This is a genomic window from Paenibacillus wuxiensis (genome assembly GCF_040195695.1).
GTDB classification, from domain to species: Bacteria; Bacillota; Bacilli; order Paenibacillales; family Paenibacillaceae; genus Paenibacillus_B; species Paenibacillus_B suaedae.
In genome coordinates, this window is sequence record NZ_JBEFZI010000014.1 from 44665 (window position 1) to 70417 (window position 25753).

Consider the following 25753-nt stretch of genomic DNA (forward strand, 5'->3'; position numbering starts at 1 on the left):
CGGAGGATCGTTAGCCAAATGATCGTAGATACAATGAAGGTATATGTAGCGGTCGTGGAGCAGCGTAATTTCTCGCGGGCCGCAGAACTGCTCCATCTCTCACAGCCTGGCGTCAGCCAGCATATCCGCAACTTGGAGCAGGAATTCGGCGTGCAGCTCATCCACCGCTCGCCTAAGCATGTGAAGTTGACCGAAGCTGGAGAGATATTATATAAGCATGCGAAGGAGATGATCGCCCGCTATGAGGCGGCACGCGAAGATATCGGGCTGCTGCGGGATGAGGTGACCGGATCGCTGCGCATCGGAGCCAGTTTCACAATCGGAGAATATATATTGCCGCGCATCGTGGCTTCATTCGCACGCCAATACCCGAGCGTAGATGTTCAAGTAACCGTAGCCAATACGGAGCAAATTGCACAGTCCGTACGCGCGAATGAACTGGACATCGGACTCGTAGAAGGCAAAATCGAATATACAGATCTTCAGCTCGGCACTCCGTTCATGGAGGATGAGATGGTGCTCGTTGTACCGCCAAACCATTCGTTTGCTTCCATGCCCACCATCGAGCCCCGCATGCTGCATGACGAGGTATGGGTGCTGCGTGAGCAAGGCTCGGGTACAAGGGCGTACAGTGATCAATTCATGAGCGATCTGAAGCTGCACATCAAGCGTTCCTATGTCTTCAACAGCAGTCAAAGTGTCAAGGAAGCTGTCATGGCCGGACTCGGGATTGCAATGCTCTCTTATTGGGTCATTCGCAAAGAGCAAGAGCATGGTGATCTGCGCTTGGTGCACGTGAAGGGCAAGAGCGTCAAGCGAGCGTTCCACATTCTTCAGGACAATAACGCTTCTGCCACGATGGCCATGACGATGTTCATCGACCAGGTAAGGCATTTCCAAATGCGGTAATGTGATCTCACCTGGCCGCCAATGCAGCTAAGCATGCTGGAAGCTCTATGATGCTGTGGATGACGAAATCAGGTCTAATCTGCTCCGGCAGAACTATGCACTCGTCATCCCCGAACAGCTCCCTGTGCAAGCTCTGGCATTCCCGCTGAAGCTGCTGGCTGCATAGCGGCAAGAAGATCTGTTCATGCACGCGCTTTTCAGGATCTAGCTGATGCAGTTCCTGTGGAAGCTTACGGTTCACCAGGATAGAAGCTGCTCCAGATTGATTCGCCATGTACACATCCTGATCCAGCCGATCCCCAACATGGGCAGCGATTGTACCGTGCTGACGGACAGCACGAAGCATATGTGCATCAGGTTTGCCGCCGCCTGCAATCTCCGGTGTAACGATAAGCTCGAAATATGACGCAATGCCAAGCGCCTCGAGCACAGGATATTGATATTTATAGTATCCGTTCGTCGCAACCGCCAATCGATAGCCATCCTGCTTCAACTGCTCCAGAACGGTCTTCACCCCTTCTTCGAGCAAATAGATCTTCGTTGGCGGCTCTGCATGCTTGCGCACGAGTTGTTCTACTTGAATATTTATACTTGGAGCCACACCGAGTTCAGCAAGGACTACTCCCACCATATCGTCCCAATCGTAGGCTGCAACTGTCTCACCAGCTTCCATTCGCTTCCGATGTTCCGCATGAAGAAGCTTCCCCATATCGAAACTCGTGTCATCGTACGCTTCGATATCTGTACGCAATTGCAATTGCTCCCGCACAACACTTGTAATCTCCGGAAAGATCCATGCAGCAAATGGATTCTGCATCAATGTCCCATCTAAATCAAAGGTAACCCAGCTGTTCATCCGCTCGCTCCTTCCCTATCCCTTGCCTTGCGCAAAATAAACATGAATATAAAGATAAAGATTCCTATGATAAGTAGGCAGCTGCCAAACCATTACCCGAACCAAACCTTACTCAGCCGCTCAACACCTTCTCTTATCTGGTGCAGACTGAGTCCACCGAAGCCAATGAGCAAGGAGGGCATCTCGTCTTCTCCTTGCTGAATTCGATAAGTCGAGGTCGGATACACCTTGACACCAACAGTTCTTGCCGCTTCGATTAATTGCTGTTCATGATGTTCATGCTTCACTTGAAGCACGATGTGAAGTCCAGATTGCTGACCAATTACACGGACTCGATCACCCATCGCTTTTTTTAGAGCTGTCAGTAATGTGCTGTGCTTCTCTTGGTACAGCTTGCGCATTTTCCGCAGATGCTTGTCCCAATGCCCTTCTGTCATGAATCGCTCCATTGTCATCTGATGCAGCTTCGAAGCCGTCTGCTCATAAGCAGAGAATTCAAGCTTATACCGCGTTAGCAGCCATGGAGGAAGCACCATATAGCTTAGGCGTATGGAAGGAAGCAGAGACTTGGAGAACGTTCCAACGTAGATGACCCGACCATGCCCATCCAGCCCTTGCAGTGAAGGGACAGGCTTCGCACCGTACTTGAACTCTCCATCATAATCATCTTCGATAATAATGCTTCCTCTCTCGTTCGCCCATTGCAGCAGCTGCATCCGCTTCGCAATAGACATCACCATGCCTTGTGGAAATTGATGCGACGGCGTTACATATACCGCACCAGCATTCCGTTCTCTTAGCTGCTGTACAGATATGCCTTCAGCCTCCAGCGCAATCGGCTCTATCTCGAAGCCATGATGATAGAATATGGCCCGCGCCCCGTCATATCCCGGCTCCTCCATCGCAATCGAACGCGTATCTTGGCGAATCAGCTGACAGATAAGCATGAGCAGCTGCTGGATGCCAGCCCCCATCACAATCTGCTCCGGCGTGCAGCGCACTCCCCTTGATTGGTACAAATATTGAGCAATGGCCCTGCGCAATCCCGCTTCGCCCTGACGGTGTCCGTACTGCAGCGCCTCATCCTGCCTATATCGAAACAAATCATTCGCTAACTTCCGCCATACGATTAACGGGAACTTCTCCCTATCTACATTGCCATGGCGAAAATCAATCTCAATTTCTGCATCCTTATCAGATCCATCCCTGTCCTCCAGCGATACGGAAGTTGGTAATGGCTGCGTCGGCTCTCGTTCAACTTCTTCTGTGAACCCTCCTGCTAGCTCTCGGTCAGATCCTCTATCTCTACTCTCTGCATGCTTCACATCCCCTTCAATCGGCATGACAAACAAGCCAATTCGGGAGCGATTCTCCACATACCCTTCTGCTATCAACTGCTGATAGGCTGCCTCAACCGTATTGCGGCTCACCTGCAAATGAACAGCCAGTGTTCGGATCGAAGGCAGACGCGTACCCGCTACTAAAGTTCCGTTCACTATCTGCTTCGCAATATAACTGTACAGCTGTGCATACTTCGGCTCTGTTGCATGATCATCGATATGCGGTGTCAGTTCAAGCATATTCATTTCACCTCTGTCCCCATCCAAATCTATAAATCTGCCACTTATCAACAGGACAGATAGTCAGTACAATAATACCATTATTTCGTAATGACAGGAAGGAAGATCAGATGGCTAGCGTATGGTTCAGCTATGTATTACTCGGGCTGTCTCTCTCAGCCCCCGTCGGCCCAATCAGCATTGCACAGATTAAGGCCGGGTTAAAAAATGGATTCTGGAACGCTTGGTTCTTAGGTCTTGGCGCAATGAGCACAGATGTCATCTTCATGCTGCTTATCTATTATGGAGCCACCTCGTTCCTAACAACGCCGCTCGCCAAGCTGATCCTATGGATTGCAGGGTTCATATTGCTGCTGTATCTTGGATATGAGAGTATTCGCGAGGCCAGATCTACAGTACAGATCACAGATTCTGATGCCAAGAAGGAACATGTCGGTTCTTCTTTTTTATCGGGCTTCTTGCTGGCGTTATCCAACCCGCTTAACATCGTGTTCTGGATTGGCATATACGGCTCGGTTATGGCGTCAACCATAGATGTAATAGGCAAGCAGGATACCTTGCTGTACAGCAGTGCGATCATTATCGGTATTCTCATATGGGATCTGTTCGTCGCAATCGTGACTCATGTCAGCCGCAAAGCCGTCACGCCACGCCTTATGCAATACGTATCGATTGCCGCAGGGATTGTATTTATTGGCTTCGGCATCTATTTCGGCTATTCCGCCGTCCAACAAGCCCTCTCATTCTTTTAAATGCTATCACTTCCGCTGGATCGACTAGCGATTATCTTATACATACAAAGGAGACAGTCACACATGCACTTCATTTTCGATATCGATGGTACAATTTCATTCAAAGGACAGCCGGTCTCTGCACCAATTATGGACTGCTTGGCACGCATTCAAGAAGCTGGACATGTCGTCGGCTTCGCGTCTGCCCGCCCGTGTCGGGATATGCTGCCCGTGCTTGATGAACGCTTTCACCATAACCTGCTCATCGGTGCCAATGGCGCCATGACCTATTTCAAGGGAGAACGTCTTGCAAGCAGCCCGCTTCCGCAGATAACTTCAGATACAATCATAAGCTTGCTGGAGCAATATGAGGCTTCATATCTCGTAGACGATGAGTGGAACTATGCACATAACTTGGAGGATTCACATCCCTTCCTATTCAATGTCGATCCCCTACGATTGGCAGCTCATGTACCGATGAACGAAATTCACAGCACCATTAAAATTCTTGTTCTAGGCAGCAATCGCTTAGAGGAACTCACTGAAAAGCTCAAGTCATTGAATACAACGCTTCACTATCACTCTGCGGAAGGCATCCTGGACATGACTAACGTTGGAGTTAACAAAATGGCTGCCCTGCGCTCATTCGGGATTAACCCTGGTCAATTCGTCTGCTTCGGCAACGACATGAACGATATTCCGATGTTCGAGCAAGCTGGATACGCTGTTGCCATTGGCAGCTTCGATAAGCTGCTTCCACACGCATCGTGCAGCATTCCAGTTGGCGACGATACCGAAGATCGCATTATTGCTAAGCTTGAAGAGCTGGCGTTCGGGGAAATATTTGCTGACCGTTCAGACGCTTCTTCCGATACCATTCTGTCTTCGTAATCGACAATAGCCCCGCCTGCGACTGCAAGCGGGGCTGTCTTTTCTATATAGAAGATAAACACTGCTTCCTATTTCAATATATAAAATATACTGCTTCGCACTTTCCTGAATCGCAGCTTCCTCCGCGCCCAATGCGCCATGGAATACAAAGGCAGGCAAGATCTTAGAATCAATAAGATTGCTCGTTGCCTGGAACGGCTTCAACAGTCTATTCGGAAAATCTCCTCAAATGGGACACTCCTATTCCCAATATGAAGCTAACCTGCATTCCATTCTATTTCAACAGATAGGATACATATTCCTTGACACCATTTTGAATCGCAGCTTCTTCTGCGCCCATCGCGCCATGGAACACAAATGCCGGCAAGTATGTCATGCCTAGTAAATTGCTCGTTGCTTGGAACGGCTTCAGCAACTCGCTCATGGAGTAGTGATTGAGACCACCAGCTTGATACTTCTCTTGCGGACTTCCCGTCGATACAGCCAGCATCAGCTCTTTGCCACGCAAGCGCCCGCCACCAGAGCCATATGCCCAGCCATATGTAAGCACACTGTCCAGCCATTGCTTCATCAATGGCGGCGAGCTGTACCAATAGAATGGGAACTGCCATACGATACGATCATGGCTTTCACACAATGCCTGCTCCTTCTCGACGTCGATTTGTCCATTTGGATACGATTTATACAGCTCGTGTACGGTGATGTTATCATGCTTGCGAAGCTCTTCGGCCCAAGCACGGTTCACGTTGGATGCATCCAAGTTGGGATGTGCAACAATGACAAGTACCTTCATGACATTCCTCTCCTTCTGTCTCTAACAAGTATCACACTTATATCACATCTATTTTATCATACATAAGTCATTCATTACATAATCAGCAAGTGCCAACAAACTGCAATCCTCCATGTTCTTCAGTTCGTTTGCTATCGGAAAGATATCGGATGCCTATTCTCCACTCCGCTATTGTAAGCGAATATCCTCCCCCAGCATTTCATTATGGATATGGATGTCTTCATATCGACTGCACATTGGCGATATCTTACGTATTACACTATACTAAATGAAGTATAGACACCAAGGGGGGATACACATGTCAACTTCAGAACAAACGACAACCTTACCGTGCCCAGAGGGAACATCACAATCTACTGCCTCCCCAGCCACTATACTTGAGCACCTAGAACACGAATCTACTACGGGGACAACTCCAACCATTGCTTGCCCCATCGAGCATACGATGAATATCATCGGAGGCAAGTGGACTTTTCTTATACTGCGTGAATTATTCTACGGTACGAAGCGGTTCGGAGAGTTGGAGCGCTCGCTCCACGGGATCAGTCCGCGCACACTGTCACTCCGATTGAAGGAACTGGAACAGCGGCATATTATCCAGCGGACTGTATTCTCCGAGATCCCACCGCATGTTGAATACTCGCTAACCGAGATGGGGCTAACACTCCGTCCTATTTTCGATGCGATGAAGGACTGGGGAACCACATGGAATGTGATGGGAGATACTCACGAGTGAATGCTACCCATATCGCACATGCCCAGAGAGCCTGCCTGTGTGGCCCTGGGGCATGTATCTCGGATCTATGCCACGGTTAACTAATGCACCTCACACCCACAACCTTCCAATGTGCATATAGAATGCGAAGGTGTGATCTTGTCCATACGTTCGAGTATAATAGAGAGGCAGACATATGATCTGTACAAATGAACATCAACACCATCATGCACACAGGAGGCGATAGCATGTTAGTCGTTACGAACACAATCCGAATTCAAGAAGGATTCGGCAAGCAAGTGGCAGAGCGATTCGCGCAAGCCAAGGGCGTTCAGCAAATGAGCGGATTCATTCGCATGGAGGTATGGCTTGGAGCAGGCCAAGAAGGCGAGGAGGAATTGAAGGTATGTACAGTATGGGAGAACGAGGAGTCGTTCCGCAACTGGACATCTAGCGATACCTTCCGCGAATCTCACCGGGGTGCGAGCGACAGCAAGCAGTACATGCTCGGCGCTTCCTTGAACAAATATGAGCTTGTTGTTAGTCATAACGGACAAGTATAAACATCTGAAGGAGATTATTGAATATGAAATTGCAAGATCTAACGAACAAAACCGCACTGATTACGGGAGCAGGCAAAGGAATCGGCAAAGCGTTGGCCGAATTGCTGGCACAAGAAGGTGTGCACCTTGGTCTCATCGCTCGAACTAGCGCTGACCTTGAAGCACTTCAAGCTGAGCTGACTACAAAATATGATATTCGCGTCGCAATCGCTACAGCTGACGTTGCGGTACAAGATGATGTAAACCGCGCTGTTGCCTCCCTTACAGAGCAACTGGGTGCTATCCACATCGTGATCAATAATGCAGGCATTGCGAAATTCGGCAAGCTTGTCGACATGGATCCACAAGAGTGGGAACGTATCATTCAGGTTAATCTGATGGGAACTTACTATGTAACACGTGCTGTGCTGCCTGCGATGATCGAGCAGAATGAAGGCAGTATCATTAACATCTCCTCGACAGCTGGCGAACGCGGCTTCGCTACTGGGTCTGCTTATAATGCTTCTAAGTTCGCAGTGATGGGCTTAACTGAAGCGCTCATGCAGGAGGTGCGCAAGCACAATATCCGCGTGACTGCATTGACGCCAAGCACAGTAAATACAGATCTCGCAGTTAATGCAGGTCTTAACATTGGCGACGAGGATCGCATGATGCAGCCAGAGGACGTAGCGGAACTGGCACTTGCGGCTCTTAAGCTTCCACAACGTGTATTCGTGAAGACTGCTGGCATTTGGACAACAAATCCACAGTAATTCGAATTATCCATTTTCTATTTCATTGCAGCACTTGCAGGCTGGTCGTGGAGAATACTCCTATGACCAGCCTTTGTTATGCTGAAGCCAGCATATCTGTGCAGCTTCCACTCGTCATTTAGTCCCGTCCTGCCTCAACAAGCTTCTCCGCTACAAGAAGCGGATGAATATGGAATGGAGTCATATGATCGCCATGCGCTGTAATAAGCCGGAACATCCCCAGTCGGCTTGACATATGAGGGTGCCAGCCATACTGTTCTCCTTGCGGAAGTGCGGTATCATCCGTTAAATACAAGTAGCTTTTGGGCATAGATAAACGATAGAATTCCGTCAGATCCAGCTTCTCGAATAATGGCCCCGCAGGCTCTGGTGTAACGGTACAATAAATTTGAAACGCTAATTCAATGCTTGCATTGTTCATAAAGGTCTCTCTCCATACAGCGAAGGGCAGCATGATCGTATTATCAGATGACTGCTGCGCCAACTGAATCCACTCCTGCTTGCCTTGGGGAGGAATCTCATCCGCCGTGCTGTATCCATTGCGTACCACGAATGCATCCATATATACAAGGCGCCGAACACGGTCAGGCACAAGCTCCACTACCTTGCTAATCACCGTTCCACCGAAGCTGTGACCAACAAGAACAATATTCGTAAGCTGATGATGAATAATACACTGAATGACTGTGTCCACATACATGGCGTGGGTTACATTCTTGTTCCGATCCATTCCATGCCCTGGTAAATTCGGCGTATAGACGGTATGCCCCATGCCATGAAGAACTTCAGCCGTCTTCCACCAATAACTCGAATCCCCCCACGAGCCGTGAACGAGCACAAATGTTATGGATGGACTACACCAATTCATATCTCTTGCACCATCGTATGCATCCTGTGTCTGTATATTGGCATAAGATGACTGGCTCTCTGCCGCAACTCCCCCATACATTTCCTGATTCATAGCCGTTCCCCTCTCCCCTCGTTGATCAAACATCGATTCCTTACCTACAAAAGAACCCCATTTCCATATGTATGAGCAACAGAAGGTAATAAGCATATATGCCGATACTTGAAGTTTAACCCTTATGATTCCACCCTGTGATCGCATTAGAGATATGAAGCTTCATAAAATAAGCACAAACCGAGGATAAACAAACAAAGACCGCGTTCAACAACCGTGAACGCAGCCTTCTCTCAACCTTTTACGACCGGCAAAATAAAATGTGAGGGATAATCCGTATTTCGAAATATTGTCTGTGTGGCAAGCTTCAAATCCGATATTGTCACATCCCCAGGCGGGATCATACTGTTTGGGTTCCGATCGTATGTCGGGAACAAGGAGCTCGTAATTTCTAACCGAATCGCATGCCCTTGTTGAAAAACGATAGAGGTTGGTCCAAGAGAAATGTCATAAGCGACCACCTCTCCCGGAACTACTGGCTCTGGATGCTCCAACGAGCTACGATATGCGGTACGTACAATGCCTTCGGCAATGTTATACGCCCTTCCATCAGGATAGACATCCATCAATTTAGCAACGAAGTCGGTATTGACTGCTGTCGTCGCCGCATACACCCTAGCGACAACTTCTCCAGCAACGGTTACTGATCTATCAAGAGGCTCTGTCGTATAGACAAGCACATCATTGCGGACTTCATTCGCTAGCTGCAGCTTCGGCCCCATCGGGGTTAGGTCGGGCACTGCACCCGATCGTCCTCCAAGCGCAGGAACAGGTATGTGCGGATCATAGATGTATGTATCTGCAAGCAGCGGGTCGACAGATGGCAAGTCCTGCGACAATCGACCGTCTCCATTTATGGAGTTGGCCCGATCTCCATGCAAATAATATTTCCTTAGCTCCACCTGAGGGGGCGGCCAAGTCTGAGTATGTTTCCACTGATTCGATCCCATCTCAAAGTAGCTAATCTTGTACCACGATTGCAGTGCATGCTCATCCCCCTTCAGCCACCTATCAAACCATGTCAGTTGCCACTCATTTACTCGATTCGAAGCCTCAATGCCGAAGTCAAGCTCACTGACATATCGCGACCATGGCATGTGATACCACGGCGTGATTCGCAAGTATTGATTCTCCCTCGCTTCTTCAATCGCCCCCTGCTGCCGAACCCCTTCGTAATTGCGAATGGTTCCATCTACAAACGGATCATACCAACCGCCGATATGTAGGACGGGTACGTCAATGCGATCATATCGCTCTTCGATGGACAGTGCTCTCCAGTATTCATCTCGTGTCGGATGCTGCAGCCAATCCTGATAGAACGGTGCAAACTCATCATTCATGAGCGGCATATCCTGAAGCGGCAGCGTGCTGTACAAGCCGTGTATGACAGAACCCCCGCGCGCCAGCTCCCGCTCCCATTCGGGACGTCCATGTCGTCTAGCCGTGTTCTGTGTAAGGAACATGATCCACGACTGATTGCAGGCAAGGGCAAATGCCCCATTGCGGTATACACCGCCCTGATAGGCGTCCGATCCAGTCATCGCGGGCATCATACAAGCCAAGTGCGGAGGCCGTGCAGTTGCCGCATGCCACTGAGCCGTGCCTGCATAAGAAAATCCATACGTGCCCACCTTCGGGATCACATCAGGCAAGGCTGCTGCCCATTCAATCGTGTCATAACCATCCCAAGCTTCGTTGCGGTAAGGCTCAAACTCACCTTCCGACTTCCATCTTCCTCGTACATCTTGGACAATCACCACATACCCATGCTGTGCATACCAAGATGGATGCGCATAATTCATCGTCTGTGCATCTTCCTTATTGTACGGGGTGCGCAATAGAAGCACGGGGTGGACTCCTACTTCTGGACGGTAAATATCGGCGTATAAGATAATCCCGTCTCGCATTGGAATCGGTACATCCCTTTCAAAGATGACAGCGAGTCTTGTGGGGGTTGTATGGGCTGTGGTTGTATGAGCTGTGCTCATTGCAACGTCGCCTCCCCATAATAAGTTTCTGTTTCATTCTGCTTATTCTTATGGACAGCCGGAATCACATCTCCGCAAGCCAAATCTCTGTAAGCCAATAACCCTCCAGCACGAACAGCCGTGCGAACTCCCCTTGCAATGGCTTTCGCCACCACATCTGCGGCAAGTGTTCCGACGAGATCCACTGTGGCCTCGATTGAGCCTGTGGAGGCAGCAAAGGCAATATCACCATCGTACATCGTATGAACCGGATAGATTGCTCGCGCAAACCCATCATGTGTCATTTCAGCTACCTTCTTCAACTCCGTCTTCGTAAGTCTCGCATTGGTGGATACAATGGCTAACGTCGTATTTGTCCCTGTAAATGAAAATGGCTTCTCCTTCAGCAAGTGTAGGCTTGCACCATCTTGAAGTTCGCCTTCATCACTGAGCGGCCCAGCAAGCAGTTCTCTAGTATCTGGATCTCGAATTTCCCCAAGCGCATTCACCGCTACGATCGCTCCTACAACCAGCCCATTTGACAGCTTGATCGAAGCCGTTCCAATACCACCCTTCATCGCACGCTCGAACCCGCCGATCTTGCCTACAGAGGCTCCGCATCCCGCACCTACATTGCCTTCGGCAACATCTCCCGATGACGCATCAGATGCTGCTGCGTATCCCATTTCACGATCTGGCCGAGCATTCGGACTGCCTACAGACAAATCAAATAGAACAGCCGCTGGCACAATCGGAACAATCCCGTAGCCTACATCAAATCCGATATTTCTCTCCACCAAATAGTCTGACACGCCAGATGCCGCATCGAGACCGAAACTCCCTCCACCACTCAATACGATGCCATGTATGCGATCCACGAGATTGGTTGGCTGGAGCAGATCGGTCTCTCGGGTTCCTGGTGCAGAGCCTCGTACATCAACGCTGCATACCGCACCCTCTTCCCAGATCACCACTGTGCATCCTGTCATTCCTTCCTCATCATGCGCTTGGCCAACCCGTGTACCAGGTACATCCGTAATCTGCCCGTTCATTATCCCTCCACCTCCTCGCCCAGCAGCTTCGCCTTCTGCTTCCGATTCGGCGTGAGCTTCTTCCAGCCAGCAACGACAGCAGTTGTAATAATGACGGAGACAATCGCCTCCGGAATTCCGTTGGTAAGCCCCACACTAATCGCCACTTCTAGGGACAAATAGTTGCGAAGCACAGCCGCCGTCAGTACGAGTACCGTGTTTGTGATTGAACCTATAAACCCTGCCGCACCGATGGCAATGTACTCGTTTTTTCGCTTTAGCGCAGCATAGATCAAATAAGCAAATAGGCCAATAAACAAGCGCGGAACGATCGCGACAAGCGGATCTTTAAATAAAGGAATGGTAGACTCCAGTAAGGAGGTAACGCCGAAAATCAGACCGATGGCCGTGCCGACTCCCCAGCCCTCCAATATAGCTCCAACGATGACAGGGATATGTACAATGGTTACCGTGCCCGCTGCGGTCGGAACAGGAATAAAGCCTAATTGAGTAACGCCAAGCAGGATGGCAATAGAGCCGAGAACACCGGCAATTACAATTTTGCGAATACCTGGATTTGAATTCATAGGGGTTCCTCCATGTTCATCTGTGTTAAGGGGATGTGAGGCACTTCATCGTCCATTCCATTACAGCCAAATCAACAGATAGGCTGCTACTACCGCCACAAACAGCAGCATCACATCAGGAGTTCGCGCTTCAAACGAACGGAACGAGGTTCTGCCATGCGATCGGTATCCTCGCGACTCCATTGCTGCAATTAATTGCTCCGCACGTTGAAGGGCTAATTGAAATAACGGAATGATGAGAGGGAATACCGATTGTGTTCGCTTAATGATCCGCCACCATGGGATCGTACCGAAGGATGCACCGCGAGCAGCCTGCGCCTTGCGAATCTTATCCATCTCCAGCGCGAATGTTGGAACGAAGCGAAGGGCAATCGTAATCATCATGCAGAAGGCATGAACAGGTACCTTCATCTTCTCCAGTGGGCGCAATAAGCTGTGCATGGCCCGTGCAAGCTGAGTTGTTGTGGTGGTCAGTGTCAGTACACTCACGAGGAGCATCATATCTACGAACCGCATCGTGGATACAATGACAAGCCGTACCCCGCCTTCTGTCAGCCAAATGAATCCATACTGCCAGTACACCTGACCATTCGCATACACTTTTCCATTGAACAATAATTGAAGAAGGGCCAGAATTAGGAGAAAAGGAAGTGCAGGCTTCAATCCCTTCAAGGCATATCCGATTGGAATGCGCGCAAAGAAGACGATGAACAGACTTATTGCGAGTCCAGTTATATTACCTGCATAAGATTGACAGAAGGCAACGGCGCCTATATATAAGGTGAACGCCGCCAGCTTATACCGTGAATCCCATTGATGGATGAGTGAACGTCCCGGCATGTACTGCCCTATTGTAATATGCCGAGCCGAATCAAATGCTTCTGCCATCGTTCTACCCCACCTCCTGATGAAGCAATTTCCTTACTTCCGCTACCGTCTCCTCAACCCCGAATGTGCTGCTGCTCATGTCATATCCGTGCGCAATCAACGTATGAACAAGCTCCACACTTTGCGGCGTTCCAATCCGATAGCGATGAATGAGCTCCCGATTAGCAAAGATTTCACGTGTCGTTCCATCAGCGACATTGCTCCCATCTGCCAGTACATATACTCGATCTGCGAGCAGGGCCACTTCTTCCATACTGTGGGTGACAAATATGATGGTTCTCCCCTCATCACGCGACAATCGCTTGATCTTGTATAGCAGTTCCTGACGAGATGTCGGGTCAAGCCCCGCAGTCGGTTCATCAAGCACAATGACTTGCGGATCTAGAGCTAGCAGTCCTGCAAGTGCAACCTTGCGTTTCTGTCCACCGCTAAGCGCATAGATAGGCCGATTCCTCATTGTTTCAAACGGCAGCCCAACGAAGTCCATCACGTGCTTCACGCGTTGGATGACCTCCTTCTTCGGCAATCCATATTGAAGCGGGCCATAAGCGATATCGTCAGCTACATATTTCTCGAACAGTTGATCCTCTGGCTGCTGGAACAGAACCACAACTTGCCTCCGTATTTCGGACAGTGAGCGCTTCGATTCGGACAATACATGGCCAAGCACGTTGACTTGCCCGGTTTGAGGAAGCAGTAAGCCATTCAGATGCTGGATGAGCGTCGACTTGCCGGAACCCGTATGTCCGATGATTGCCACGCATTCCCCTGGCTTAGCATGAAAATACACATCGTGAAGTGCTTCTTGCTGAAATGGCGTTCCCTTCATATACGTGTGGGACAACTGCTCAACCTGTACTGCAAATTCAGACAGACTCATGAAGATAACGCCTCCTTCCGCTGCTGCCACCTCACCATGTGCTCGAACTCATCCACCACTTCAGATACCGTCAACCGATCGGATCGGAACAATTCCTCATGTCGATGAACGCCCACTGCTATTCGATTCATTTCTGGCGGCTCCAAATGATAGGCAGCAAGCTGCTCGTGATTCGTGAACAGCTGCCTCGGAGTGCATTCACGTACAATACGGCCTTCTTGAAACACAATGACACGATCGAAATGAACGACTTCTTCCATATGGTGAGTAACCGATACGATGGCCACCCCCTGATTGCGCAGCTGTTGGATCACTTCCATGACCTCCCGCCGACCATAGGTATCGAGCATACTCGTTGACTCATCGAACACAATACATGAAGGCTGCATCGCCAGTACCCCTGCAATCGCAATGCGCTGCTTCTGGCCCCCTGACAAGCGATGGGGCGGTCGGCCTCGAAATGCCGACATTCCCACCACTTCCAATGCCTCATCTACACGGCGACGAATTTCATCTTGAGGCACACCGATATTTTCCGGCCCAAATGCAATGTCATCTTCAACAATCGTCTCGACCAACTGATTGTCTGGATGCTGAAACACAATGCCTACTGCCGAGCGGAGTCGCTCCCTTGCTTGCTCATTTTTCGTATTTGTATCCGAAACCCATACCTCTCCACTTGAGGGATGAAGCAACCCGTTTAGCAGCTTAGCGAAGGTGGATTTGCCGGAACCGTTATGCCCGACGATGGCCACCGCTTCCCCCTGTGCCAGTTCGAAATCAACATCATAGAGAACTGGAATTCGCTCTTCACTTTCTCCATAATGAAAAGAAACTCGTTCTACCCGAATGATCGGATCCACATAAATTCCCTCCTTCTCGAAGTGATCAACAACTGTGTTCTCAGGAACGAAAAAAGACGCCATTCCCCATGATGGGAATAACGTCTCCGGTCGTCCGGTCAACATCAACCTATAATTCCGATGTGATTATAATGATTTGAACAGCATCATATCACCGGCTTATTGAACTGTCAACGATTGTTTTGTGCAGTTTCTTACCCCCGCCTCACAAGTTAGTCGATTTTTAATGTTGATAATTCCTATTGACATTTACGTATATATTGAAATAAGATACACACAATAACATACAGGCGGATACGCATCGGCGGTTCGACCAGTCAACTGGAGACACCCGATTCCTACAGGAATTGGCGTGTCTCTTTTTCTATTTTCCCAACTAAGGAGGTCTTCCACTTGTCCGTTCAAACCCATCATCATATCGATGAACAAACCCTTCAGGATTTGCTTCAATTCCCTCTGCTTGACGCCTTATTCGGACGACGCTCGCGCCGCTTCTTCAGAGGGGCTGAAATTCCAGACGGATCTCTGGCCTATACGTCCAAGCATGAGTCGCTTCCCTTGGATGAAATAGAGAAAATTCTTATCCTCCTGGCAGTTGGCGGTGTCACCGGCTGGCATCATTCCGTAACCCGTCATGAACGATATAAGCCGCATCTATCCAATTATTCAGGCTCAGCCTCAGGTCGAACGTTTCCATCAGCGGCTGGCTTTCATACCTCTCAGATTTTCTTTACCGACGACACAGGAACGTATCTGTTTGACACGCGAGACACACCTCCGCTCACGGAACGGAATTCAGATGGCAACCATCGTCTCATTGACCTCATTCAAGCTTATTCTGGCAATATTCGCCGCATTTCCAATCAACGTCTACATATTCCGAATTATGAGCCTTATATGGAGGGGCATAATTCATGGGTTGCGAACAAGCCAGGTACGCTGCTCGTCTTTCCAATAGGAGACTTGGCTCAGCATACGATTGCAAACCTATGCTTCTATGTCCAAAATGGGCTGTGCATTTACGATGATGTGAACGACCGACCTATTCCGGGCATTGAGCAGTTCCGTGACATTGTCGATGTTGACAATCCGCTTCCGCTTACATTCCTCGATCAATATTCATTAGCAGAACTGTCGGCTGAGTTGTCGACCGCAACCTATGCTGGCATGCTTATGCAGCAGGCACTCGGATTAGGCGGCTGGATGTTCGACGGCATTGACCGACTTACTGTGCTCGGAGCTAGCGGGGATCCGAATGTGCCTGGACTTGGGTTCCGCTATGATACTGACAAGCGGTGGTCGCTCCCTAATCCAACCGGCCTTGAAGGAGTGTTCACTTCGTTTACACCGCCGCATTTTGCAGATATGCGCGCCGCTGTGGATGCGTTCTGTGATCGCAAGTTTGGCAAAAACGGCCCCTTCCATCCCGATACGCCAGGCCCATGGAAAGATAGCCGCCAAGTACGAGGCAGCGCACAAATCCACGATGAGCCGTTCCGAGAAGCAGTCAGCCATATGGCGCAATACATTTATGACGCCTTCGGCAAATTTCCTGCCACGGTTCCATCCGTCTTTTCACTTATGTATTTGCAGACCCACCATTTGGATTTGGATTATTATGATCAATTTTTTGGCCCACATGCTTATTTGCGCTCTCATGCGGAGCACCTTGCCAAGTGGCATGGCATCAAGTAATTTGGACATTACAAAGAGGCTCTCCTTATCAAGGGGAGCCTTGTGGTGTTCCGTTTATTTTAGCAGCTGATTACGCAGCATGGACATCTGCTCGTCCATTTGGAACGCGGATTTGGATAGTTCATAGAGCTGGTTGCGCGCATCCTCAGGCACTTCTCCGCCTTCATATTTATAGTTCAGCTTATGTTCTGTCGCTGCCCAGAAATCCATGGAAGATGTGCGCAGCTGAATTTCAGCGGGTACCCACAATACTTCGTGCGAGAGAATAACCTGTGTCTTCACCACCATGTGCAAACTTTTATAGCCGCTTGGCTTCGGGTTCTGAATGTAATCCTTCACTTGAAGCACTTGGATATCCTCTCGCTGCTCGATGTGCTCTTTCATCATGTATACGTCATCCAGAAATGTGGTAACGATCCGCAGTCCCGCAATATCACGAATATTGTTCTGAACCGCATCCATGGAGAACGGAATCCCTTTGCGTTCAATTTTTTTGAGCAAGGACAGCGGATTCTTCACCCGTGCCTTCATATGTTCGATCGGAGAATATCCGAATTTGGTCTTCCAATCGAGATCAATGATTTGAAAATCACTCTGAAGCTCGTTCAGAGCCATTTCATATTGACGAAAAAAGCCACCCCAATGCTTCTGTATCGCCTCGAACAATTCAAATTTATTTAAGATAGGCAAGTTCATGCTGTCTCCTCCATCCGATATGTGAACAATGTAACAATACTATATAACCAAGATTACCTCCTCTTGACGCTGAGATCAAATGTACAGGATTGGAAGGAGACGATCCCCCATTTATTTTAAGGTGTATAAAGAAGGAAAAGCGTGAGACTCTCTCGTCTGCACGCTTTTCCTTACTTTTTATATTTGCGCCAATCCAGGCTGCTGTTATTCAATAAATATTCGAAGTTGTTGTCCAGCTTCTTCTGCTCGGCACGGCGGGCTTCCTCAGCCTTCTGGCGCTCTTGTTCCTTGCGAGTGTCTTCTTGGACTTGCAGTTCCTTGGCTTGAGTCTTCAGCTTGTTCAAGACATCGGGACTTAACAAATCCTTCAAGGTAGCCGGCTTCTCCGTGGCAGCCTGAGTCGGAGCCGCTGCTGTTCTGCGTTTTTTCCCCATTCTGATCACCTCGATTTCCCTTTCATTATAGCAGTATTCCTCATGAAGCACCATCTTCCACACAGACAACCCTAAACTGTAATACGATTGATTGCTGATTCGTGTTGCGGATACACATTCATCTACATACATTGTGGGTATTGGTAGAAATGTCCCTATGAAAACTAGTCTGTTTCCAATACATCGTCTCTGTCCATCCAACTTATTCTGAAGGAAGGAGCGTACACCATGGATGGGGATCTAAGGAAAAATAGCTACAGCAACCTAGTCCGGTCTAATATTTTCCCTCCGCAAAGTTGTGCAAATGTATTTCCACCCCCGTTTGTCCCAATCCCACCTCATACTGGCCCAACGAGCCCGACTGGCGTACCTACAGGTATAACAGGGCCAACGGGTCCGACCGGCCCAACAGGCGCTACGGGTGCCAACGGACAACGAGGGGCTACTGGTGCCACTGGCTTCACGGGCGCGACTGGGGCTACGGGTGCTACGGGTGCTACGGGCACCACCGGTGTTACTGGCGCTACCGGAGCCACTGGGGCGACTGGCGTTACTGGTGCCACTGGTGCTACTGGCGGCACTGGGGCTACTGGTGCCACTGGCGCTACCGGCGCTACCGGCGCTACTGGCACTACTGGTGCTACCGGCGCTACTGGCTCTACTGGTGCTACCGGCGCTACTGGCTCTACTGGTGCTACCGGTGCTACTGGCTCTACTGGTGCGACTGGCGTTACTGGCGCTACCGGCACAACCGGTGCTACTGGCGCTACCGGCGCTACCGGCGCTACTGGCGTTACGGGCGTTACTGGCGCTACGGGGGCTACTGGGGCGACCGGCGCTACGGGGGCTACCGGCACTACTGGCGTTACTGGTGCTACGGGCGACACTGGCGCTACCGGCGTTACGGGAGCTACCGGCGATACTGGTGCTACTGGCGTTACTGGTGCTACTGGCGTTACTGGTGCTACTGGTGCTACGGGCGACACTGGCGCTACCGGCGTTACGGGAGCTACCGGCGATACTGGTGCTACTGGCGTTACTGGTGCTACTGGTGCCAACGGCGCGACTGGCGTGACTGGCGCTACCGGCTCTACCGGCTCTACTGGCTCTACTGGTGCGACTGGCGCTACGGGCGACACCGGAGCTACTGGCGTTACTGGTGCGACTGGGGCGACTGGCGTTACCGGCGCTACTGGTGCCACTGGCGTTACTGGGGCGACTGGGGCGACTGGCGTGACTGGCTCTACTGGCTCTACTGGAGCTACTGGCTCTACTGGAGCTACTGGCTCTACTGGAGCTACTGGCTCTACTGGTGCTACTGGCGCGACTGGCTCTACTGGCTCTACTGGCGCGACTGGCGTTACTGGTTCTACTGGAGCGACTGGCGTTACTGGTTCTACTGGTTCTACTGGTTCTACCGGCGCTACCGGAGACACTGGTGCCACCGGCGCTACGGGTGCGACTGGCGTTACTGGTGTTACAGGCGACACCGGCGCGACTGGGGCTACCGGCGTTACTGGCTCTACTGGTACGACTGGCTCTACTGGTGCGACTGGCGCTACCGGCGCGACGGGTGCTACCGGCGCTACCGGCTCCACTGGTGTTACTGGCGCTACCGGCGCGACTGGCACTACTGGTGCTACCGGCGCTACTGGCACTACTGGTGTTACTGGTGTTACTGGTGCTACTGGCTTTACCGGTGCTACTGGCGACACTGGCGCTACTGGGGCTACTGGCGTTACTGGCGTTACTGGCGTTACCGGTGCTACCGGGGACACTGGTGCCACCGGCGCTACAGGTGCGACTGGCGTTACTGGTGCTACCGGCGTTACTGGTGCTACGGGCGACACTGGCGCTACCGGCGCTACGGGGGCTACCGGCGCTACTGGTGTTACTGGTGTTACTGGCGCTTCGGGCGCTACAGGCCCTACTGGTGCTACTGGCGCTACTGGTGCTACGGGCGCTACCGGCGTTACTGGTGCTACTGGCGCTACTGGCTCTACCGGTGCTACTGGCGCTACTGGCTCTACCGGTGCTACTGGCGCTACTGGCTCTACCGGTGCTACTGGCACTACCGGTGCTACTGGCACTACTGGGGCGACTGGCGCTACTGGCACTGCCGGTGCGACCGGCGTGACTGGTGCTACTGGCATTACTGGTGCTACTGGCGTTACTGGCGCTACCGGCGTGACTGGCGCGACTGGCGTTACTGGCGTTACTGGCGTTACCGGTGCTACCGGCGGTACGGGGGCTACCGGCGGTACGGGGGCTACCGGTGCGACTGGAGCTACTGGCGTTACTGGTACCACTGGTGTTACTGGCTCTACCGGTGCTACCGGCGTTACTGGTGTTACTGGCTCTACTGGAGCTACTGGCGCCACCGGCGTTACCGGAGACACTGGTGCTACTGGCGCTACGGGGGCTACCGGCGTTACTGGCGTTACTGGTGCTACGGGCGACACTGGCGCTACCGGCGCTACGGGGGCTACCGGTGCTACCGGAGCAACTGGTGTTACTGGTGTTACTGGTGTTACTGGTGTTACTGGTGTTACTGGTGTTACTGGGGCGACTGGAATTACTGGGGCTACCGGCGTCACTGGCTCTACCGGTGCTACCGGCGTTACTGGCGTTACTGGTGCTACGGGCGTTACTGGCGTTACGGGTGTTACTGGCGCTACCGGCGTTATTGGGGCGACTGGAATTACTGGGGCTACTGGGGCTACTGGGGCTACTGGTGACACTGGCGCTACCGGTGCGACTGGAGCTACTGGCGTTACTGGTACCACTGGCGTTACCGGTGCTACTGGTGTTACTGGCGCTACTGGCGCTACTGGTGCTACTGGTGTTACTGGCGTTACTGGGGCGACTGGAATTACTGGGGCTACCGGCGTCACTGGCTCTACCGGTGCTACCGGCGCTACTGGCTCGACTGGCTCTACCGGTGATACTGGCGCTACTGGGGCTACTGGGGCTACTGGCGCTACCGGCGCTACTGGTGTTACTGGTGTTACTGGTGTTACTGGCGCTTCGGGCGCTACTGGCCCTACTGGTGCTACCGGCGTTACCGGAGCCACAGGTGCTACTGGCGTTACTGGCTCTACCGGTGCTACCGGTGCTGCTGGTGCTACGGGCGACACTGGCGCTACCGGGACGACTGGCGTTACTGGGGCGACTGGGGCTACTGGCGATACCGGAGCCACAGGTGCTACTGGTGTTACTGGTGCAACCGGCGTTACGGGCGTGACTGGCGTTACTGGCGCTACCGGCGTTACTGGTGCTACTGGCGTTACTGGCGTTACGGGCGCTACGGGGGCTACCGGCACTACTGGCGTTACTGGTGCTACTGGGGCTACTGGGGCTACTGGGGCTACTGGCGCTACTGGGGCTACCGGCGTTACCGGAGACACTGGTGTTACTGGCGTTACGGGTGCTACTGGCGCTACCGGCGTTACTGGGGCGACTGGAATTACTGGGGCTACTGGGGCTACTGGCGTTACTGGCGTTACTGGCGTTACTGGTGCTACGGGCGACACTGGTGCTACCGGCGTTACGGGTGCTACCGGCGTTACTGGGGCGACTGGCGTTACTGGGGCGACTGGCGTTACTGGGGCGACTGGCGTTACTGGGGCGACTGGCGTTACTGGTACGACTGGTTCTACTGGTGTTACGGGCGTTACTGGCACGACTGGCGTGACTGGCGCCACGGGTGCCACTGGCGTTACTGGGGCTACCGGCGTTACTGGCGTTACTGGCGTTACTGGTGCTACTGGTGCTACGGGCGACACTGGTGCTACGGGCGACACTGGTGCTACCGGCGTTACGGGTGCTACCGGCGTTACTGGGGCGACTGGCGTTACTGGGGCGACTGGCGTTACTGGTGCAACCGGCGTTACTGGCGCTACGGGGGCGACCGGCACTACTGGCGTTACTGGTGCTACCGGCGTTACTGGCACTACCGGCGTTACCGGAGACACTGGTGCTACCGGCGTTACTGGCACTACCGGCGTTACTGGCACTACCGGCGTTACCGGAGACACTGGTGCTACCGGCGTTACTGGTGCTACTGGGGCGACTGGTGTTACTGGCGCTACTGGTGCTACCGGCGTCACTGGCTTTACTGGCGCTACTGGCTTTACTGGTGCTACCGGCGTTACTGGTGCTACTGGTGCGACTGGAATTACTGGTGCTACCGGCGTCACTGGCTCTACCGGGGCTACCGGCGTTACTGGGGCGACTGGCGTTACCGGCGCTACTGGTGCTACCGGCGCTACTGGTGCTACCGGCGCTACTGGCGCTACTGGTGCTACCGGGGCGACTGGTGCTACCGGGGCGACTGGTGCTACCGGCGCTACTGGCGCTACGGGCGCTACTGGCGCTACTGGTGCTACCGGAGCAACTGGTGTTACTGGTGTTACTGGCGCTACCGGCGTTACTGGCGTTACCGGCGGTACGGGGGCTACCGGCGTTACTGGCGCGACTGGCGTTACTGGCTCTACCGGGGCGACTGGCGTTACTGGCGCGACTGGCGTTACTGGTGTTACTGGTGTTACTGGTGCTACTGGGGCTACTGGGGCTACTGGGGCTACTGGGGCTACTGGTGACACTGGCGCTACCGGTGCGACTGGAGCTACTGGCGTTACTGGTACCACTGGCGTTACCGGTGCTACTGGTGTTACTGGCGCTACTGGCGCTACTGGTGCTACTGGTGTTACTGGCGTTACGGGTGCTACCGGCAGTACGGGGGCTACCGGCGTTACTGGCGCGACTGGCGTTACTGGCGCAACCGGGGCGACTGGCGTTACTGGCGTTACTGGCGTTACCGGTGCTACCGGTGCTACGGGCGCTACTGGTGTTACTGGCGTTACTGGCGTTACGGGTGCTACCGGCGGTACGGGGGCTACCGGCGTTACTGGCGCGACTGGCGCGACTGGCGTTACTGGCGCGACTGGCGTTACTGGCGCTACTGGCTTTACTGGTGCTACCGGCGTTACTGGTGCTACCGGCGTTACTGGTGCTACCGGCGTTACTGGCTCGACTGGCGTTACTGGTATTACTGGCGCTACCGGCATTAATGGAGCTACGGGCGCTACCGGTGCCGCTGGTGCTACTGGGGCGACTGGTGCTACTGGGACGACTGGCGCTACCGGCGTTACTGGCGCGACTGGCGTTACTGGCACTACCGGTGCTACTGGCGTTACTGGGGCTACGGGCGTGACTGGTGTTACTGGTGCCACGGGGGCAACCGGCACTACGGGCGCTACTGGCGTTACTGGTACTACCGGCGCGACTGGTGCTACTGGCGTTACTGGCTCTACCGGCGTGACTGGTGCTACTGGCGTTACCGGCGCTACAGGTGACACTGGAGCTACGGGGACTACCGGAGCTACAGGAACAAGTACAACTGCAACTTCTGCATTCGCTGCAAATACAACTGGTGCAGCGATCTCCGTTATTGTTGGAGGAACCCTCGTACCACTTCCAAGTGCTCAAAATATTGGCCCAGGTATCACTATCAACGCAGCAAATGACACATTCACTGTCTCCACTGCCGGTAGATATTATATAACCTACCAAGTCAATTTAACTGCCGGTCTACTTCTCGGGTCGCGTCTAATTATTAACGGCGCTGCGAATGTCGCATCCACCATAACGCCAGTGCTTACGCTATCCAGCTTTAATAGTGATGTCATCGTAACTTTGGCTGCAAATTCAACGATTTCCCTTCAATTGTTTGGACTCCTTGGGACAGCTACATTAATCAATAATGGTGCCGGAGCAGCGGTAACAATCATCCGACTCAGCTAAATGCATATATTTATAATCCTCCTTGATAGCCGTGTGAATAGCTTCTATTCGCACGGCTATCGTTTTCATTTGTAAGGTCAATTTCAGCACAACGGAAATATATATCTACTAGCAAGCACCTACAACCTTGTTCGAATGGAGGGATCAACTTGCCAAGCATAAGCCTGTGCATGATTGTCAAAAACGAGGAAGATACGTTGGCACGTTGTCTGTCTTCAGTCGCTGATTTTGTAGATGAAATAATCATCGTAGATACAGGCTCCACCGATCAAACCAAAGAAATCGCTCGTCCATTCACAAGCGATATTTATGATTTCGTATGGATAGATGATTTTGCAGCGTTGCCGTAACCCATGCCAGCATGCATCATGACAGGAATCGGAATATCGCCATTTATGAAAATGCGCTGCAGCGAGGTGAAACTTTTTCACCGAGGGACTTGTATTATTACGCAAATGAACTGCAAGATCATGCACGTTATGAAGAAGCCATTCAATATTACGAGCGCTTTCTTGAAACTGGCCAAGGGTGGATCGAGGACAATTTATCTGCTTGCGGAAAGATGGCTGACTGTCATCATGCACTTGGAAACGAGCAGCTCGAGTTAGAGAGTGCGATTCGTTCCCTTCAATATGCCGCTCCACGTCAGAAATTTGCTGTCGCCTCGGATTTTACTTTTTGCAAAAGAGTGAATGGCAGAGCTCCATCTTTTGGTACAAAACAGCCACTACCCTTAATCCATCTGACGATGTTCTTGGTTTATCGAATACAGCATGCTCTACATGGCTCCCCCACTTGCAATTATGTGTGTGCTATGATCGCATCGGAGAACATCAATTGGCCTCAGCGCATAACGAATTAGCCGCTCAATATCGCCCAGAAGACGAACGAGCGCTGCACAATCGAGCTTATTTCGAGTCCATCTTCTCCCCATCAGACACCCCTATTACAAGTGATGCATCTCATTAATTCTTATGTTCAAGCTCTCCTTCTGCTTGCTGCTGCACAAATTCAGATACATATCTTCAATACGTGATTTCATGCAGCAGCAAGTACGAGGTTTAATCTTATTTATGTAAGATACTTCTCTAACTACCGATGGATAGTTTGAACTTTTGACGTGAGCCCCCTTCTGGGCCATTCGGAACCATCTCATCTAGAGGCAAAAATCCAAATTTCTGATACAATCTTCTTGCAGGTTGTCCATCTGGAATATCTTCACCGAACGTAATAACGAAAACTTCCGCAGGAGGATTTACCAAGCTTAAAATATGATCAAGTATTGCCGAACCCACGCCTTGTTGTCTGGCATGAGATGACACCGATAGCCAATGGATTTTATAGATCGGGGCATTTGATGAGGAGAAAAGCACCCCGCCCAACAGCGGTGCACCAGGATCTCCGTCTTTCTCTCTTATGCAAAACGCCCTTCCCATCTCGATACTCTTCTCAACAGCTTCCACAAAATGAGGATCGTCCACCATTGGACCGAATAAATATTCCACCTCTGCAGCCAATTTCAGCCACTGTTCAAGGTCTTCATGTGCAGCTCTTGTGACTTTCATAATGTGTACCTCCTAGTCTGCTGTACTCTAGTTGTTTGCATTACTTCGATTACCGTGAATTGCGCAGCATGCCAATCAGTTTTTTTATCACGTATACAAGAAGAATGATTAGAATGCTAGAAAAGTATACAAAATACGCGAGTATTAGAAAATAGTAACCTAATAAAGGTATGCCTTCGTTATCATCTGTACTAAGAGTAAGATATTCAATTGGAGCAAACTCCCTTTTTCCTTTATCTAAAATGAATTCATTTTTTGAGCAAGGGAATTTACTCATGCTAATCACTTCTTTTCCATAATGACCTGTTACTGACGGTGCTACCTTCGATGAAGTCGTCGCCCTCCATTCATTCACCGCACCACCTGGCATTATCGTAAAAGGCTGCAAGATGTCTGCTCTTACTACGATTTCTTCCACATTCTCATGGCAAGTGTCCCTATACAATTTATGAAGTGCGGTTTCTATTTTACCCAACGTGTCATAGTGTTGTAGGATTTTCACGAAAAGAGGTAGAGTAAGAAGGACAAAAATAACAATGTACGCGATAACTACTTTGTTTCGAATCCACCTGTTCAAGAAATTTCCCCCTC

General features: G+C 51.3%; 22 protein-coding genes and 1 pseudogene. 9 read left to right on the plus strand and 14 right to left on the minus strand.

Translation table 11 applies throughout. The annotated features are described in order from the left end of the window. Positions 1-18 precede the first annotated feature (18 nt). Positions 19-909 (plus strand): LysR family transcriptional regulator, encoded by an 891-nt coding sequence (locus ABN764_RS25865; RefSeq protein ID WP_021255754.1) that lies wholly within the window; start codon positions 19-21, stop codon positions 907-909. A 7-nt stretch (positions 910-916) separates the two neighbouring features. Here ABN764_RS25865 and ABN764_RS25870 read toward each other — a convergent pair whose 3' ends face one another. Together ABN764_RS25870 and pdxR are read right to left on the minus strand one after the other, a co-directional pair. Then, positions 917-1765 (minus strand): HAD family hydrolase, encoded by an 849-nt coding sequence (locus tag ABN764_RS25870; RefSeq protein ID WP_446673504.1) that lies wholly within the window; start codon positions 1763-1765, stop codon positions 917-919. Positions 1766-1857: 92 nt separating this feature from the next. Beyond that, complete coding sequence (gene pdxR / locus ABN764_RS25875) at positions 1858-3351, minus strand: MocR-like pyridoxine biosynthesis transcription factor PdxR (protein WP_446673505.1); 1494 nt, start codon at positions 3349-3351, stop codon at positions 1858-1860. A gap of 104 nt (positions 3352-3455) precedes the next feature. On the opposite strand from pdxR, the gene ABN764_RS25880 reads away from it, so the two are divergent. Further along, the gene (locus ABN764_RS25880; protein ID WP_065293273.1) at positions 3456-4097 is read left to right on the plus strand and encodes a LysE family transporter; all 642 of its coding nucleotides are present in this window, start codon (positions 3456-3458) and stop codon (positions 4095-4097) included. Between the two features lie 63 nt (positions 4098-4160). Continuing rightward, entirely contained in the window at positions 4161-4967 is an 807-nt protein-coding gene (locus ABN764_RS25885; protein WP_446673506.1) for an HAD-IIB family hydrolase, read from the plus strand. Positions 4968-5241: 274 nt separating this feature from the next. Here ABN764_RS25885 and ABN764_RS25890 read toward each other — a convergent pair whose 3' ends face one another. After that, positions 5242-5760: an NAD(P)H-dependent oxidoreductase gene (locus ABN764_RS25890; protein WP_446673507.1), complete on the minus strand. Its 519-nt coding sequence runs from the start codon at positions 5758-5760 to the stop codon at positions 5242-5244. Between the two features lie 445 nt (positions 5761-6205). Between ABN764_RS25890 and ABN764_RS25895 the strand changes: the two genes are divergently transcribed. The 3 genes from ABN764_RS25895 to ABN764_RS25905 all read left to right on the plus strand — a co-directional run bounded on the left by ABN764_RS25895 (position 6206) and on the right by ABN764_RS25905 (position 7790). Beyond that, on the plus strand, positions 6206-6496 hold the full coding sequence (locus ABN764_RS25895) for a winged helix-turn-helix transcriptional regulator (protein ID WP_072732098.1): 291 nt from the start codon (positions 6206-6208) through the stop codon (positions 6494-6496). A 227-nt stretch (positions 6497-6723) separates the two neighbouring features. After that, positions 6724-7038, plus strand: a complete 315-nt coding sequence (locus tag ABN764_RS25900; RefSeq protein ID WP_446673508.1) for an antibiotic biosynthesis monooxygenase — start codon at positions 6724-6726, stop codon at positions 7036-7038. A gap of 23 nt (positions 7039-7061) precedes the next feature. Further along, complete coding sequence (locus tag ABN764_RS25905) at positions 7062-7790, plus strand: 3-ketoacyl-ACP reductase (RefSeq protein WP_446673509.1); 729 nt, start codon at positions 7062-7064, stop codon at positions 7788-7790. A gap of 118 nt (positions 7791-7908) precedes the next feature. Here ABN764_RS25905 and ABN764_RS25910 read toward each other — a convergent pair whose 3' ends face one another. The 7 genes from ABN764_RS25910 to ABN764_RS25940 form a co-directional block, all read right to left on the minus strand. Further along, on the minus strand, positions 7909-8658 hold the full coding sequence (locus ABN764_RS25910) for an alpha/beta hydrolase (protein WP_138189467.1): 750 nt from the start codon (positions 8656-8658) through the stop codon (positions 7909-7911). 326 nt (positions 8659-8984) lie between these two features. Further along, entirely contained in the window at positions 8985-10739 is a 1755-nt protein-coding gene (locus ABN764_RS25915) for a CocE/NonD family hydrolase (protein WP_446673510.1), read from the minus strand. Continuing rightward, complete coding sequence (locus ABN764_RS25920; RefSeq protein ID WP_446673511.1) at positions 10736-11770, minus strand: P1 family peptidase; 1035 nt, start codon at positions 11768-11770, stop codon at positions 10736-10738. Before ABN764_RS25920 ends, ABN764_RS25915 begins: the two co-directional genes overlap by 4 nt. Next, positions 11770-12336, minus strand: coding sequence for an ECF transporter S component (locus tag ABN764_RS25925; RefSeq protein WP_446673512.1), 567 nt, complete (start codon positions 12334-12336; stop codon positions 11770-11772). Before ABN764_RS25925 ends, ABN764_RS25920 begins: the two co-directional genes overlap by 1 nt. A 60-nt stretch (positions 12337-12396) precedes the next feature. Continuing rightward, positions 12397-13224: an energy-coupling factor transporter transmembrane component T family protein gene (locus tag ABN764_RS25930; protein ID WP_446673513.1), complete on the minus strand. Its 828-nt coding sequence runs from the start codon at positions 13222-13224 to the stop codon at positions 12397-12399. A 4-nt stretch (positions 13225-13228) separates the two neighbouring features. Beyond that, a complete protein-coding gene (locus tag ABN764_RS25935; protein WP_446673514.1) occupies positions 13229-14104 on the minus strand; it encodes an energy-coupling factor transporter ATPase in 876 nt (291 codons plus the stop codon). Next, the gene (locus ABN764_RS25940; protein ID WP_446673515.1) at positions 14101-15072 is read right to left on the minus strand and encodes an energy-coupling factor transporter ATPase; all 972 of its coding nucleotides are present in this window, start codon (positions 15070-15072) and stop codon (positions 14101-14103) included. Before ABN764_RS25940 ends, ABN764_RS25935 begins: the two co-directional genes overlap by 4 nt. 288 nt (positions 15073-15360) lie before the next feature. Between ABN764_RS25940 and ABN764_RS25945 the strand changes: the two genes are divergently transcribed. After that, entirely contained in the window at positions 15361-16662 is a 1302-nt protein-coding gene (locus tag ABN764_RS25945; protein WP_446673516.1) for a hypothetical protein, read from the plus strand. A 54-nt stretch (positions 16663-16716) separates the two neighbouring features. On the opposite strand, the gene ABN764_RS25950 is transcribed toward ABN764_RS25945, so the two are convergent. After that, a complete protein-coding gene (locus ABN764_RS25950; protein ID WP_021262317.1) occupies positions 16717-17358 on the minus strand; it encodes a GTP pyrophosphokinase in 642 nt (213 codons plus the stop codon). A 170-nt stretch (positions 17359-17528) separates the two neighbouring features. Next, positions 17529-17792: a YqkE family protein gene (locus ABN764_RS25955; RefSeq protein WP_028532639.1), complete on the minus strand. Its 264-nt coding sequence runs from the start codon at positions 17790-17792 to the stop codon at positions 17529-17531. Between the two features lie 228 nt (positions 17793-18020). On the opposite strand from ABN764_RS25955, the gene ABN764_RS25960 reads away from it, so the two are divergent. After that, positions 18021-23597, plus strand: coding sequence for a hypothetical protein (locus ABN764_RS25960; RefSeq protein ID WP_446673517.1), 5577 nt, complete (start codon positions 18021-18023; stop codon positions 23595-23597). Between the two features lie 149 nt (positions 23598-23746). Continuing rightward, positions 23747-24566 (plus strand): annotated as a pseudogene (locus ABN764_RS25965) (glycosyltransferase). Positions 24567-24685: 119 nt separating this feature from the next. Here the strand turns inward: ABN764_RS25965 and ABN764_RS25970 are convergent. Together ABN764_RS25970 and ABN764_RS25975 are read right to left on the minus strand one after the other, a co-directional pair. Next, on the minus strand, positions 24686-25162 hold the full coding sequence (locus ABN764_RS25970) for a GNAT family N-acetyltransferase (protein ID WP_446673518.1): 477 nt from the start codon (positions 25160-25162) through the stop codon (positions 24686-24688). Positions 25163-25211: 49 nt separating this feature from the next. Beyond that, entirely contained in the window at positions 25212-25739 is a 528-nt protein-coding gene (locus ABN764_RS25975; RefSeq protein WP_446673519.1) for a hypothetical protein, read from the minus strand. Positions 25740-25753 lie beyond the last annotated feature (14 nt).